This window comes from Paraburkholderia sp. IMGN_8, assembly GCF_038050405.1.
In the GTDB taxonomy this organism is placed as follows: Bacteria; Pseudomonadota; Gammaproteobacteria; order Burkholderiales; family Burkholderiaceae; genus Paraburkholderia.
This window is the reverse complement of record NZ_CP150900.1, coordinates 1,556,714-1,569,786: the sequence shown is the minus strand read 5'-3', so window position 1 is coordinate 1,569,786 and position 13,073 is coordinate 1,556,714. Positions and strand designations below refer to the sequence as shown.

General features: G+C 61.7%; 11 protein-coding genes, 1 tRNA gene and 1 pseudogene. 5 read left to right on the top strand and 8 right to left on the bottom strand.

What is annotated here, in order from left to right; translation table 11 throughout:
• Nucleotides 1–513 precede the first annotated feature (513 nt).
• Entirely contained in the window at nucleotides 514–1,506 is a 993-nt protein-coding gene (locus tag WN982_RS07425; protein WP_341315093.1) for an alpha/beta hydrolase, read from the bottom strand.
• Nucleotides 1,507–1,980: 474 nt separating this feature from the next.
• Between WN982_RS07425 and WN982_RS41095 the strand changes: the two are divergent.
• A pseudogene (locus tag WN982_RS41095) lies at nucleotides 1,981–2,035 on the top strand (hypothetical protein); the annotation flags it as partial.
• A gap of 70 nt (nucleotides 2,036–2,105) precedes the next feature.
• Here WN982_RS41095 and WN982_RS07420 read toward each other — a convergent pair.
• The 6 genes from WN982_RS07420 to cysS all read right to left on the bottom strand — a co-directional run bounded on the left by WN982_RS07420 (nucleotide 2,106) and on the right by cysS (nucleotide 9,084).
• A tRNA-Ser gene (locus tag WN982_RS07420) sits at nucleotides 2,106–2,199 on the bottom strand.
• A gap of 181 nt (nucleotides 2,200–2,380) precedes the next feature.
• Entirely contained in the window at nucleotides 2,381–3,631 is a 1,251-nt protein-coding gene (locus WN982_RS07415; protein ID WP_341315092.1) for an aspartate kinase, read from the bottom strand.
• A 365-nt stretch (nucleotides 3,632–3,996) separates the two neighbouring features.
• A complete protein-coding gene (gene tilS, locus WN982_RS07410) occupies nucleotides 3,997–5,433 on the bottom strand; it encodes a tRNA lysidine(34) synthetase TilS (protein WP_341315091.1) in 1,437 nt (478 codons plus the stop codon).
• 48 nt (nucleotides 5,434–5,481) lie between these two features.
• Nucleotides 5,482–6,453, bottom strand: coding sequence for an acetyl-CoA carboxylase carboxyltransferase subunit alpha (locus WN982_RS07405; protein WP_007181378.1), 972 nt, complete (start codon nucleotides 6,451–6,453; stop codon nucleotides 5,482–5,484).
• A gap of 124 nt (nucleotides 6,454–6,577) precedes the next feature.
• Nucleotides 6,578–7,639 (bottom strand): DNA-3-methyladenine glycosylase, encoded by a 1,062-nt coding sequence (locus WN982_RS07400; protein WP_341315090.1) that lies wholly within the window; start codon nucleotides 7,637–7,639, stop codon nucleotides 6,578–6,580.
• Nucleotides 7,640–7,686: 47 nt separating this feature from the next.
• Complete coding sequence (gene cysS / locus WN982_RS07395) at nucleotides 7,687–9,084, bottom strand: cysteine--tRNA ligase (protein ID WP_341315089.1); 1,398 nt, start codon at nucleotides 9,082–9,084, stop codon at nucleotides 7,687–7,689.
• Nucleotides 9,085–9,317: 233 nt separating this feature from the next.
• Here cysS and WN982_RS07390 point away from each other — a divergent pair, with 233 nt between their 5' ends.
• From WN982_RS07390 to WN982_RS07375, 4 genes are all read left to right on the top strand, one after another.
• A complete protein-coding gene (locus tag WN982_RS07390; protein WP_341315088.1) occupies nucleotides 9,318–10,052 on the top strand; it encodes a tetratricopeptide repeat protein in 735 nt (244 codons plus the stop codon).
• A 49-nt stretch (nucleotides 10,053–10,101) separates the two neighbouring features.
• Nucleotides 10,102–10,683, top strand: a complete 582-nt coding sequence (locus WN982_RS07385; protein ID WP_341315087.1) for a peptidylprolyl isomerase — start codon at nucleotides 10,102–10,104, stop codon at nucleotides 10,681–10,683.
• Between the two features lie 109 nt (nucleotides 10,684–10,792).
• Nucleotides 10,793–11,287, top strand: coding sequence for a peptidylprolyl isomerase (locus tag WN982_RS07380; RefSeq protein ID WP_341315086.1), 495 nt, complete (start codon nucleotides 10,793–10,795; stop codon nucleotides 11,285–11,287).
• A 35-nt stretch (nucleotides 11,288–11,322) separates the two neighbouring features.
• Nucleotides 11,323–12,120, top strand: coding sequence for a UDP-2,3-diacylglucosamine diphosphatase (locus WN982_RS07375; RefSeq protein ID WP_341315085.1), 798 nt, complete (start codon nucleotides 11,323–11,325; stop codon nucleotides 12,118–12,120).
• A 21-nt stretch (nucleotides 12,121–12,141) separates the two neighbouring features.
• Here WN982_RS07375 and cysE read toward each other — a convergent pair whose 3' ends face one another.
• A complete protein-coding gene (gene cysE, locus WN982_RS07370; RefSeq protein ID WP_341315084.1) occupies nucleotides 12,142–12,978 on the bottom strand; it encodes a serine O-acetyltransferase in 837 nt (278 codons plus the stop codon).
• Between the last annotated feature and the right edge of the window lie 95 nt (nucleotides 12,979–13,073).

Sequence of the window (13,073 nt, the reverse complement as noted above, 5' to 3'; positions counted from 1 at the left end):
AGCGCCAGGCTGTCGGTGTACTCCCAAGAAGGAGCCCGTTGCGATTCGCGGATACACGCTCGACACAAGGTTGTGTTAAGCATGCTACCTGCTGGCTGGGTCTCTCGGTTGCATTTCCTATTCCGAACCTACCGGATGCATCGTCTGACGAACTCAGATGGTTGTTTTTGGTCTGCAAGCAGCCATTGCATTTGGACCAGCGCGAACGCGCTGATGCGGGTCGGGAGTGTGAGTTCGCCGATGCAGGAAGCTGCCGTCCGGCTGCTCGACGTCGGCACCGTGAACGCGAACTGCACTCTCGAAAGGTCTAATGCGCTGAGGTTCATGGCTGGGGTTCCGGTGAACACGCACATCAAATATGCGTCACATCAACGTGCACTGCTGATCGTCAAACTCCACTGACTGCATCGGTCAAATGGCGCCGAGCATCGGTTTCAGGCAATCGTCCGATCGGTGCACACGTACCGACCGGACCATGGATGTTTGACTAAGCCTCGCCGCTGCTGACGAACCTCAGGTCGACAGGAACGCGAGCAAGTCCGCGTTCACCTGATCCGCGTGCGTCGTACACATGCCGTGCGGCGCGCCCGGGTAGATTTTGAGTGTTGCGTTCTTGATGATCTTCGCGGACTCGCGCCCCGAAATGTCGAGCGGCACGATCTGGTCGGCGTCGCCCTGGAGGATCAGCGTCGGCACATTAATCTTCGCCAGATCGGGGGTGTAGTCGACTTCGGAGAATTGCTTGATGCACTCGTATTGCCCGAGGATCGAACCCAACATGCCTTCGCGCCAGAACTCGTCGATAACGCCTTGCGAGATCTTCGCGTTCGGGCGGTTATAGCCGTAGAACGGCCCGGCGAGATCCCTGTAGAACTGTGAGCGATTGCCTGCGACGCCCGCGCGAATGCCGTCGAACACAGCTATTGGCAGCCCGTCTGGATTCGCGTCGGTCTTCAACATCAGCGGAGGCACGGCGCCGATCAGGACCATCTTTGCCACGCGCTTCGAGCCGTGCCGCCCGACATAGCGTGCAATTTCGCCACCGCCGGTCGAGTGCCCCACCAGCGTGATGTCCTTCAGGTCAAGCGTGTCAATGACGGTCGCGAGGTCGTCCGCGTAGGTGTCCATGTCGTTACCGTGACCAGGCTGATCCGAACGGCCGTTACCTCGGCGGTCATGAGCGATCACACGATAGCCCTTCTGCACGAGAAAGAGCATCTGGGGATCCCATGCGTCTGCATCCAGCGGCCAGCCGTGAGAAAAAACAACTGGACGCCCGCTACCCCAATCCTTGAAATAGATTTGCGTACCGTCTTTCGTCGTGACTGTGTTCATTGTATGCATGCCTTTTTGGTGAAGTGCATGTGCGTTGCGTGCCTTGGCACCCTCTCCCGTCGCTGCAAATACGGGCGTGCCGACAACTGCAGCGGCGGCACCCGCGCCAGCGCTGGCGAGCAACATCCGGCGACGGCCTGAGAAAACTGCGTCTTCAATCGAGTCGTTCATGAAACTCTCGTGCTGAACATGGTTGAAATACAAGCCTGTCTGGAACGCCATTGCACCTATTGGCGGCGGTGTATCAGGGAAAACAACTCGTGAAGATCGCACGACGCCCGAACGGTCCGCGGCCACCTACGGATCGCTCGCCTGCGCAGCGCGGCAGCGTCCCGATTCATTCAATTCGGCATTGCTGTGCAATCGGAGCCTCGTTAGCTGCGCTGTCGCGCGGCTTCCAAGATGAATTCGGTGATCTCGTCGGATGAGATATCTTAGAGTAGGGATACCGATACGGATGCCGCGCGTGCGTTCTGAAACAGGCACAACGATTTCCTGTTTCGTGCTTCCACAGCGTGCGTTAAGTTGTAGTGGTCAAGTTATTTCGGACAGGCGGAGAGGTTCTTTCGCTGTCGGTTTCGCCTCGTAGGCAGCGGGCTGCCATTGCTCGTACTGCGATTCGACCGTTCTCGTTGGCTCCGGTCGACGTGAACAAATGGTCAAAGACCTTCCCATGGACGGGAAGCCGCCTATTATTTGATGGTCGATTTGTAAGTCGCAGAAAACAAAACCCCGCAGAGCTTAGACTCTGCGGGGTTTGGCGCCATTGCTGGCGGAGACGGAGGGATTCGAACCCTCGATCCAGGTTTTGGCCCAGATGCTCCCTTAGCAGGGGAGTGCCTTCGACCTCTCGGCCACGTCTCCCAAACTTTCGGTCGCGCAGGGAGTCAGCGCGACGAAGCCAAGATAATAGCGGGCCGAACTGCAGAGGTCAATGTCTACCGCACACTTTTTGTGCCAGGTTTGTCATCAACGACGCAATTTGTTCACGCTGACCGCGCATAACGGACAAGACGCTCTTGTACGCCCTGTCGTTTACCGCAAATTACGCTTGATCCAGTTCGAACGCCTTATGCAGCGCGCGCACGGCGAGCTCCATATATTTCTCGTCGATCAGAACCGAAATCTTGATTTCGGAGGTCGAGATCATCTGGATATTGATGCCCTCTTCCGACAGCGTGCGGAACATCGTGCTCGCGATACCGACGTGCGAACGCATACCGACGCCGACCACCGACACCTTCGACACCTTCGGATCGCCCAGCACCTGTTCGGCCTGCACGTGACCCTTCACCTGGTTGGTGAGGATATCCATGGCGCGTTGATAATCGCCGCGGCCGACCGTGAACGTGAAGGCGGTTTTGCCTTCGACGCTCTGATTCTGGATGATCATGTCGACGTCGATATTCGCGTCCGCCACCGGGCCGAGAATCTGATACGCGATGCCCGGCTTGTCGGGCACACCCATCACGGCGATGCGAGCTTCGTCGCGCTGAAACGCGATGCCCGAGATGACTGCTTTTTCCATGGTCTCGTCTTCTTCAAAAGTAATCAGGGTGCCCGACTTCATTTCAGCGTCGAGCGGTATCAGCGGATCGGTCAGACTCGACAGCACGCGCGTCTTCACCTGATATTTGCCGGCGAATTCCACCGAGCGGATCTGCAGCACCTTCGAACCCAGGCTTGCCATTTCCAGCATTTCTTCGAACGTCACGCGATCGAGCCGGCGCGCTTCTTCCACCACGCGCGGGTCGGTCGTGTAGACGCCGTCGACGTCCGTGTAGATCAGGCACTCGTCCGCTTTCAGTGCCGCGGCGACCGCGACCGCCGATGTATCCGAACCGCCGCGGCCGAGCGTGGTGATGTGGCCGTCAGGATCGATGCCCTGGAAGCCGGTGATCACCACCACTTTGCCCGCGTCGAGATCGCGCAGCACGCGCTCGCCGTCGATTTCGTTAATGCGCGCTTTGGTGAACGCGCTATCGGTCCTGACCGGTACTTGCCAGCCGGCATAGCTGACGGCCTCGACGCCCGCTTCCTGCAGCGCAATCGCCAGCAGTCCCGAGCTGACCTGCTCGCCGGTGGCGGCGATCATATCGAGTTCGCGCGGGCTCGGCTGAGTCGTGATTTCTTTCGCGAGACCGAGCAAGCGGTTGGTTTCGCCGGACATCGCCGACGGCACGACGACCATCTTGTGGCCGGCCTTGTGCCATTTCGCGACGCGCTTGGCGACGTTCTTGATGCGCTCGACCGAGCCCATCGAGGTGCCGCCGTATTTATGTACGATGAGTGCCATTGTCGTTCTGAACTGGAGGAGAAACCGCGCTGGCGCGCTGGAGACGACCGCACAAAAGCACAAGAGCGCAACGTTTCTGGAACGACGGCAAAGTGTGTGGCGGCGTAGATGCAGCGCGCGTGCAGCACGCGCGGATTTGCCCGTGAATGATCGCTAACGGCTTACCGGAAACTACAGAACACGATCGGCAGCACGTCAAAAGCGACAGTAAAAGCGGGTCGGGCAAACAAGGTAACGTACCCGATCGAGCGCAAAAAGACAAGCCGAAATGGCCAGAATAAGGGCTGAAAAGGCTTATCCGGTGCGGTTTTACGCCCTATTTCGGGAATTCACTGGATAGATAACCCGAGTGTCCGACCGGCCGGTCAGGCGATCAGCAGATCCTCACGCCAGATGATCTTGACGCTCGATCCGGCCGGGTCCACATGCCCGGACAGCGCAGCGCGGTTCACGCCGAGCAAGGGCACGAACAGCAGTTCGTCGCCGACGTAAAGCAGCGGCACATCGCGCTTCCATGCGGGGATGCCGCGCTCCTGGAAGAGGTTCTTCAGCGTACGGCTTGGGCTCTTTTGCACAGCGCCGATGCGCATGCGTTCGCCGCCGCTGCGCGAACGCGCGCTCAGCAATGCGCGGCGTAGAGCGCTGACGGGAATGGCATCAGGATCGTCAGAAGCGGCATCGACATTAGCAAACACAAAGGTGCCGCGCCATTGCGGCAGACGCCAGATCGATTCGCCCTGCCATGCAAGTTCGCTAACAGCACGCGTGGCAAGCGCGGTTTCATCGGCGGGTTCGCTGCTATCGCCCGCTTCCCAGTAGATCAGGCCGCGATAGCTGCGCAGCGCCTGCCCCGCATGATCGACACGCAGACTATGTCCCTCGCCTGCTTCACCGACTTCGCGCAATTGGCGCAACGCATCGGTCAGACGCGCGGTCGATGCGGCGACAAGACCCAGCGAGCGCACCCAGTAGCGCATCAGATTGAGCGCGCGGGCGTCGTCGAGGGCGAGCAGCGCGTCATGCGATAGCGCTCGCCCTTCCTCGCGCGCTGCGATGCTCATGTCGATGCGCGCCAGCTCATCAAGAAGATGCTGCGCCGACGCTGCATGCGCCGCCGCGCGCGCGAGCGCGTCGCGAAAACCAGGAAAGTGGACCGCCAGCGCCGGCGTGACGTCGTGGCGCAGCGCATTGCGCGCGTAACGTGTATCCGCGTTCGATTCGTCTTCGATCCAGTACAGATCTCGGGCGATCGCATATTGCTCGAGTTGCGCACGCAGCAGGTGGAGTAACGGCCGCACACGCACGGCAGATGCGCCCGGCGGCAAGTACTCGGGCGCCATCGCTGCCAGTCCGGCGAGCCCGGCGCCGCGCAGCAGTTGTAACAGCACCGTCTCCGCCTGATCGTCCGCGTGTTGCGCGAGCCACAGCGTGTGCACGTCACGCGCCGCGCACAATGCGTCCAGCGCACGATAACGCGCGTCGCGTGCTGCAGCCTCGACGCTCACGCCCGCGTCGCGCGACACTTCGACACGCTGCGCCGCGAATTCCACACCACGTTCTCGCGCGAACGCTTCGCAGTGCGCGAGCCACTGATCGGCGAAGGCGCTCAGCCCGTGATGCACATGCAGCGCCACGCAGCGTGACGCTCCGGCAACGCGCACCGCTGCGTCGAGCAATACGCTCGAATCGACGCCGCCGCTAAACGCGATCGCAAAGCGCGCCGTCGCCGGCAGCGCGGACAACGCCAAGCCGACCGCCTCGAGAACGAGGCGGTCGGCGGGCGAGTCTGCGGGGGTGGTCACGTCGTTAGCGCCTTGAGCGCTGGATGACGAAAGAAAACGCGCGCGGGCTTACGCACCCGGCGTGGTTTCCTTGAACTTGCCGTACGACATCAGCCGTTCGAAGCGGCGTTGACGCAGGTCGTTGATGCTCATGCCCTGGAACTGGCGCAGCGAATCGGCAAGCGCACGGCGCAGCATCGCGGCCATGCCCTTCGGATCGCGATGCGCGCCGCCGAGCGGCTCGTTGACGATCTTGTCGATCAGGCCGAGCGCCTTCAGACGATGCGCGGTCAGGCCCAGCGCTTCCGCTGCTTCCGGCGCCTTGGCGGCGCTCTTCCACAGAATCGACGCGCAGCCTTCTGGCGAAATCACCGAATAGGTCGAGAATTGCAGCATCAGCACGCTGTCGCCGACAGCAATCGCCAGTGCGCCGCCCGAGCCGCCTTCACCGATGATCGTGGCGATCAGCGGTGTCTTCAATTCGGCCATCACGTACAGGTTGCGGCCGATCGCTTCCGACTGGCCGCGCTCTTCCGCGCCGATGCCCGGATAAGCGCCCGGCGTATCGATGAACGTGAAAATCGGCAAACCGAATTTCTCGGCGAGGCGCATCAGACGTTCAGCCTTGCGATAGCCTTCCGGGCGCGGCATGCCGAAGTTGCGCAGCGCGCGCTCCTTCGTATCGCGGCCTTTCTGATGACCGATCACCATGCAGGCCTGGCCGTTAAAACGCGCGAGGCCGCCGACGATCGACAGGTCGTCCGCATAATTGCGGTCGCCATGCAGTTCGTGGAAATCGGTGAACAGCTCGTTCACGTAATCGAACGTGTACGGGCGTTGCGGGTGACGGGCGATTTGCGAAACCTGCCACGGCGTGAGGTTCGCGTATAGATCTTTGGTGAGCTGTTGACTCTTCTTGGACAGCCGCTCGATCTCTTCCGAAATATCGACGGCCGAATCGTCCTGCACGAAGCGCAATTCTTCGATCTTCGCTTCGAGTTCAGCGATCGGCTGTTCGAAATCCAGAAAGGTGGTCTTCATTGGTTGTAATCCTTGGACTTACCGGCAGCGCGTATTCTAACCGCGCGCGCGGATGTCAAAACCATCTCGCAACTATCAATTGTTAACAGTTGATAGCTTTTAAAATAGCATCGCTTCTTGTTTTTCAGCAGTCGACCGGCAACGGATCGAGACTACGCCACATATACCAGGTGGCGACAGTGCGCCACGGCTCCCAGTTCGCCGCGACTTCACGCGCTTCGCTGCGCGTGACCGGTTCGCCGCTAAAGTAATTGACGCTGATGGCCCGGATCAGACCCAGGTCGTCGAGCGGCAGAACGTCCGGGCGCGACAGATTGAAGATCAGGAACATTTCCGCGGTCCAGCGGCCGATGCCGCGAATCTGCGTCAGCTCGGCGATCACCGCCTCGTCTTCCATCGAGGTCCACTTGCCGACGTGCAAGGCACCCGAGACGAAATGCTGCGCCAGATCGAGCACGTATTCGGCCTTGCGCCTGGACAGTCCGCACGCGGTCAGCTTCTCCTGACCGAGCTTGATGAACTGCTGCGGCACGAGCTTCGGACACGCCGTCTCGACTTTCGCCCAGACCGCTTGCGCGGACGCCACCGAAATCTGCTGCCCGACCACCGAACGCGCGAGCGTGACGAACGGATCGCCGCGGCTCAGCAAATGCACCGGACCGAACTTCGGGATCAGCTTCTTCAGAATCCGGTCGCGCTTGACGAGGTCGGCACACGCCTTGTCCCAATACGCCGGACGCGTGACCTCGGGCGTGAGCCCGCCGATCTGCACCGGCACCGCGACTTCGATATCGCTCGCCGCTTCGCCGCCTGCGTTGCCCGACGAGCGTGTCTTGCGCACGACTTCGCCCTCGTGCGCGTCGCGCGCGAGTCCCTGCACGTCACCGGCCAGTTCAGCCGGCAATGCGCCGTTGCCTTTTGCGCGCGACGGCCGCTGTGTTTTGGCCCGCTTCGAAGCGGGCGCGTGTGCCGACGCACCATTGAGCGCGCGTTTGACCACGGGCTTCTTCGTTGCACCCGTCGCTGCACTCGCGCCGGTCTTTGCCGCCACCAAGGTGGCTTTCGACGATGCTTTCTTTACCGCGACGCTGCCCGCGCGAGTCGACGTTCTGGTCGATTTTGCTGCGGCTGCTGCGTTTGTTTGAGACGCGGCTCGTTTAGCCGGCGTCTTCGTGGCCGTTGCCATCCTGCCTCCTGCCTGGCGAGTCGATCAAAGGGAAGTACGAGGTGCGCTCACACGCGCCGCCACTCGGTCAACCCGCCGGGTTTGTCTTCAAGTGCAACGCCGGCCTCGAGCAATTCGGCTCGAATCCGGTCCGCTGCCGCATAATCTTTCGCCTGCTTGGCGGCCACGCGCGCGGCGATCTTCGCTTCGATCGCGGCGGGCTCGAGCGCGCCTTCGACAGCGCTGCCCGCAGCCTGCTGCAGATACGCACGCGGCTCACGGCCGAGCAACCCGATCACCTGCGCGAGCGAGCGCAATTGACGGGCCAGCGCGGGGTCGCGCGTGCGGTTTACTTCAGTTGCCAACTCGAACAACACCGACACCGCGACCGGCGTGTTGAAGTCGTCGTTCATCGCTGCCTGAAAACGCTGCGCATGCGCTTCGTTCCAGTCGAGTTCCGCGCTGTCCGGCGTGACGTCCTTGAGCGCGGTGTACAAACGCGCAAGGGCATTGCGGGCGTCGTCGATATGCACGTCGCTGTAATTTAACGGCGAACGGTAATGAGCTCGCGCGATAAAAAAGCGCACGACCTCGGCATCGTACTGCGCCAATACTTCGCGGATCGTAAAGAAATTGTTCAACGACTTCGACATCTTCTCATTGTCGATCTGCACGTAGCCGTTGTGCATCCAGTAATTGACGAATGTTTGTCCGGTCGCAGCTTCACTCTGCGCGATCTCGTTTTCGTGGTGCGGAAACTGCAGGTCCTGACCGCCGCCATGAATGTCGAAATGATCGCCGAGCAACGTGCAGCCCATTGCCGAGCATTCGATATGCCAGCCAGGCCGGCCGCGCCCGTACTTCGACTCCCAGCCGGTGTCCGCCGGCTCCTCCGGCTTCGCCTGCTTCCACAGAACGAAGTCGAGCGGGTCCTGCTTCGCGTCGTTCGCCGCGACGCGTTCGCCCGCGCGCAGATCTTCGAGCGACTTGCCCGACAGCTTGCCGTAGCCCACGAACTTGCGCACGGCGTAGTTCACGTCGCCGTCGCTCGCCCGATACGCGTAGCCGTTCGTTTCGAGCTTCTCGATCATGCCGAGCATCTGCGCAATGAAATCGGTGGCGCGCGGCTCGATATCGGGTCGCTCGATGCCAAGCGCATCCGCGTCCTCATGCAACGCGGCGATGAAGCGATCGGTCAGCGATTTGATCGTCTCGCCGTTCTCCACCGCACGCCGGATGATCTTGTCGTCGATGTCGGTGATGTTGCGTACATAGGTCACGTCGTAGCCGAGCGTGCGCAACCACCGCTGCACGATATCGAACACGACCATCACCCGCGCGTGACCGACGTGACAATAGTCGTACACGGTCATCCCGCAGACGTACATCCGCACAACGCCTTCTTGCAGCGGCACGAAAGTTTGTTTGTCACGCGCGAGCGTGTTGTAGATGCGCAGTGATTCCATAGAGAACGGTGCGTGGGCCGAAAGAAATCCGCAATGTGTTAGTGCGTGCCGCACCCCGCTAGCAGACTGGCGGGTGCTTCACTTACAGCAGCAAACCGGCGCACCTGGTGCGGCGATCAGGCTGCGATCAAGGCGGAGACGACCACGAGTGGCGAAAAGACAGTCGGCGGTTCGACGGAACGCGCAGACCTTTTGTTAGAATGGCTCGGAGTATAACATCCAGACCTGAGCCTATGAAACCTTCCAGCGGCCGCGCGCGCAGCGCTGCGACCCTCGCCGCGACGGCCTTGTGCGCCGTTGCCCTCACGGTCTTGCCGGCCACTGCGGCGTACGCGCAGAAAGCCGCCGCGTTGCCGACAGGCCCCGCTGTGCGCGATAACACGCCGGAGATCGACGCGTCGATTGAGCAGAAGAACTGGGAAGCCTCGCTGAAGCAGCTCGACGCGCGAATCGCGTCGAATCCGCGCGACGCGCAGGCCAAATTCAAGCGCGGCACGGTGCTTGCCCATCTGAACCGCGACGACGATGCGATCGCCGCGTTCACCGAGCTGACGCAGCTGTATCCGGAGCTGCCCGAGCCGTATAACAACCTTGCGGCGCTTTATGCGAAACACGGCCGTTATGCCGAAGCACGCGCCGCGCTCGAAACGGCGACCAAGGTGAATCCGGGCTACGGTCTCGCGTATGAGAATCTCGGCGACCTGTATCTGCGCATGGCAGACGCAGCGTACCGCCGCGCGCAAGGCCTCGGCAAAGCGAGCGCCACGACCAACCAGCGCCTCGCGGACATCCAGAAGATCGTCTCGCCGCCCAAGACCAAAACGCCGCCCGTGAAAAAAGCCGCCGTCACGCCTGACGACGAATACACCAAACGCGCCACGTCGAACATGACGGAGACACCGAGCTTCCAGTTCGGCGGCGCGAACGGCTCGCTTGCCATGCCACCGTATATGGCGCCGTCGAACTAAGCCCGTCACAGTTTTCGCCAATACGTTTTTTCCAACCCTGAGGATCTTCATGAAATGGTTGATGTTGGCGCTCGGCAGCGCCGCCCTGATCGCAAACGCACCCGCATTTGCCCAGTCCGGTTCGCAGGCCGCGCATCCGTCCGTCCTGTTCAAAACATCGGAAGGCGACATCCGCGTCGAGTTGTATCCTGAGAAAGCGCCGAAGACCGTCGCCAACTTCCTCGACTACGTGAAGTCCGGCCAGTACAGCGGCACGATTTTCCATCGCGTGATTCGCGGCTTCATGATCCAGGGCGGCGGTTATACGCAGAGCTTTGCCGAGAAGCCGACGCGCGCGCCGATTCCGCTCGAAAGCCGTAACGGTCTGAAGAACACCGCCGGCACGCTCGCGATGGCGCGCACCAGCGATCCGAATTCGGCCACCGCGCAATTCTTCATCAACACGGTGGACAATGCCGGCCTCGACTATCCGAATCCGGACGGCAACGGCTACGCGGTGTTCGGCAAGGTCACGGGCGGCATGGACGTCGTCAAGAAGATCGAAGGCACGTCCACCACTACCCGCGGCCCGATGAGCGACGTGCCGCAAAAGCCGATCGTGATCGAGTCGGCTACGGTTGTCGGCAAGTAACTGCACAAAACAGGCAAGCGCTACATCTACGCCCCGGCGCGGCCCGTCGTCATCTCATGTGACGACTCGCCGCGCCTTTTACCCACCCCGTTCATCAAAGGATTCCATCATGGTTGAACTGCATACGAACCACGGCGTCATCAAACTCGAACTGGACGCTGAAAAGGCGCCGAAGTCGGTTGAGAACTTCCTCAACTACGTGAAGGCCGGTCACTACGACAACACGGTATTCCACCGCGTGATCGACGGCTTCATGATCCAGGGCGGCGGTTTCGAACCCGGCATGAAGCAGAAGCCGACGGCCGAGCCGATCACCAACGAAGCGAACAACGGCCTGAAGAACGTCAACGGCTCGGTCGCGATGGCGCGCACGAACGATCCGCATTCGGCCACCGCGCAATTCTTCATCAACGTGAACGACAACGACTTCCTGAACCACTCGTCGCCGACGCCGCAGGGCTGGGGCTACGCCGTGTTCGGCAAGGTGGTCGAAGGTCTCGACATCGTCGAGAAGATCAAGAAGGTGAAGACGGGTTCGAAGGGCTTCCATCAGGACGTGCCGGTCGACGACGTCGTGATCGAAAAAGCGGTGATCGTCGACTAAGGTTGGCTCGTTTGAACTGATATCAGGCACCTTCAATGCTGCAAGAAACGCCGCTGCGAAGCGTCGCCGCGGGCGTGCCTGGCGAGGGCAAACGCCCGCACGCCGCACGCCCGTTTTTTTTCCTCTCCGATATTCATCTGAGCGAGGCGATTCCGCGCACGGTCGTCGCGTTCGAACACTTTGTCCGCGTGACCGCCGAGCAGGCGGATTCGGTTTTTATTCTCGGCGATCTGTTCGAGTACTGGATCGGCGACGACATGCTCGTCGAGCCTTTCGTCGCGCGGATGGCGGCATTGCTGCACACGCTGTCGGAGCGCGGCATTGCGCTTTACATCATGCACGGCAATCGCGATTTTCTGCTGGGCAAACGCTTCATGAAAGCGGCCGGCGCAATCTGGCTGCCCGATCCGTTTGTGATCACCGCATTCGGCACCCGCATTGCGCTCGCGCATGGCGACAGGCTTTGCACGGCCGATCGCGGCTATCAGTGGTTCCGGCGCTTTGCGCGCAGCGGTGTCGCGCAGCTGCTGTTTCTCGCATGGCCGTTTCGCTGGCGCCAGGCGCTCGCGGAGCGTATGCGCTCGAGCAGCGACGAAGGCCGCGCGCGCCCGGTATCGCCGAAGTACGACGTGACGCCTAAAGGCGTGGCCGCCCTATTCAAATCGACGAAAACGGCAACGATCATCCACGGGCACACGCATCGTCCGGCGCGGCATCACGAGCCGGGCGGCACACGCTGGGTCCTGCCCGATTGGGATCTCGACCACGGCGAGCGCCGTGGCGGTTATCTGCGGATCGACGCGGAAGGAATTCGGGCGCTGCGGCTGGATTGAAGTGAGCCCGATGCAATTGTCTTAGCGGTCCGCCGCAGCCCCTTCCACTTTTCCCGCAATCGCGGCCGACAGACGCCGCAGATCGAGCAACGCCGCATCGGCGCCTTGCAGCCCTTCCAGACTCGTCCCCAATCGCTCGAGCGCAACGACGATTTCATCGATACGTTGTGCTTGCGTAGCCGCGTGATCGATCAGCCCGTGAATCGCCAGCGACACCGGATCGTCCGCGTTCGGCGTGATGCCGTACGCACAAAATGCCGAACGTTCCGGCGCGGTTCTCGAGTCACGCGCGGCGCCGTTCGCGGATGCGCTCGCCGCCGCGGCCGAAGCCGTGGCAGCGCCCGCCGGAACGATGATCCGCGCCGGATTGCCCACCGCCGTACCGCGTGCCGGTACTGGCTTGGTGACCACCGCGTTCGAGCCGATCTTCGCGTCCGCACCGATCGTAAAGCCGCCGAGCACCTTCGCCCCCGCCCCGACGATCACACCGCGCTCGAGCGTCGGATGCCGCTTCGCGCCACGCGTAAGCGAGGTGCCGCCGAGCGTCACGCCTTGATAGATCGTGCAGTCGTCGCCGATTTGCGCGGTTTCGCCGATCACAACGCCCATGCCGTGATCGATGAACACGCGGCGGCCCACCGTCGCGCCCGGATGAATCTCGATGCCGGTCATGAAACGCGCCATCTGCGAGACGAAACGCGCCAGCCAGCGGCGCCTCGCGCGCCAGCATGCATGCGCGAGCCGGTGCAGCACGAGTGCGTGCAGACCCGGGTAACACGTGAGGACTTCCCAGGCGCTGCGGGCGGCGGGATCGCGCTCGCGGATCGTGGCGATGTCTTCGCGAAGTCTCGTGAACATGGCAGGGGACGTGGTTGTGGGGGGAGAAAACCGTCGGCGCGAAAAACCCACGCACGACGGCTAGCTGTCGCATAGCAGATCGACAGCTTTGCTTA

What these genes read in the sequence shown, in the direction of transcription:
- WN982_RS07425 (WP_341315093.1), bottom strand. Translation starts at nt 1,506, where the DNA reads ATGAACGACTCGATTGAAGACGCAGTTTTCTCAGGCCGTCGCCGGATG.
- WN982_RS07415 (WP_341315092.1), bottom strand. Translation starts at nt 3,631, where the DNA reads ATGGCACTCATCGTACATAAATACGGCGGCACCTCGATGGGCTCGGTC.
- WN982_RS07405 (WP_007181378.1), bottom strand. Translation starts at nt 6,453, where the DNA reads ATGAAGACCACCTTTCTGGATTTCGAACAGCCGATCGCTGAACTCGAA.
- WN982_RS07400 (WP_341315090.1), bottom strand. Translation starts at nt 7,639, where the DNA reads ATGGCAACGGCCACGAAGACGCCGGCTAAACGAGCCGCGTCTCAAACA.
- cysS (WP_341315089.1), bottom strand. Translation starts at nt 9,084, where the DNA reads ATGGAATCACTGCGCATCTACAACACGCTCGCGCGTGACAAACAAACT.
- WN982_RS07390 (WP_341315088.1), top strand. Translation starts at nt 9,318, where the DNA reads ATGAAACCTTCCAGCGGCCGCGCGCGCAGCGCTGCGACCCTCGCCGCG.
- WN982_RS07385 (WP_341315087.1), top strand. Translation starts at nt 10,102, where the DNA reads ATGAAATGGTTGATGTTGGCGCTCGGCAGCGCCGCCCTGATCGCAAAC.
- WN982_RS07380 (WP_341315086.1), top strand. Translation starts at nt 10,793, where the DNA reads ATGGTTGAACTGCATACGAACCACGGCGTCATCAAACTCGAACTGGAC.
- WN982_RS07375 (WP_341315085.1), top strand. Translation starts at nt 11,323, where the DNA reads ATGCTGCAAGAAACGCCGCTGCGAAGCGTCGCCGCGGGCGTGCCTGGC.
- cysE (WP_341315084.1), bottom strand. Translation starts at nt 12,978, where the DNA reads ATGTTCACGAGACTTCGCGAAGACATCGCCACGATCCGCGAGCGCGAT.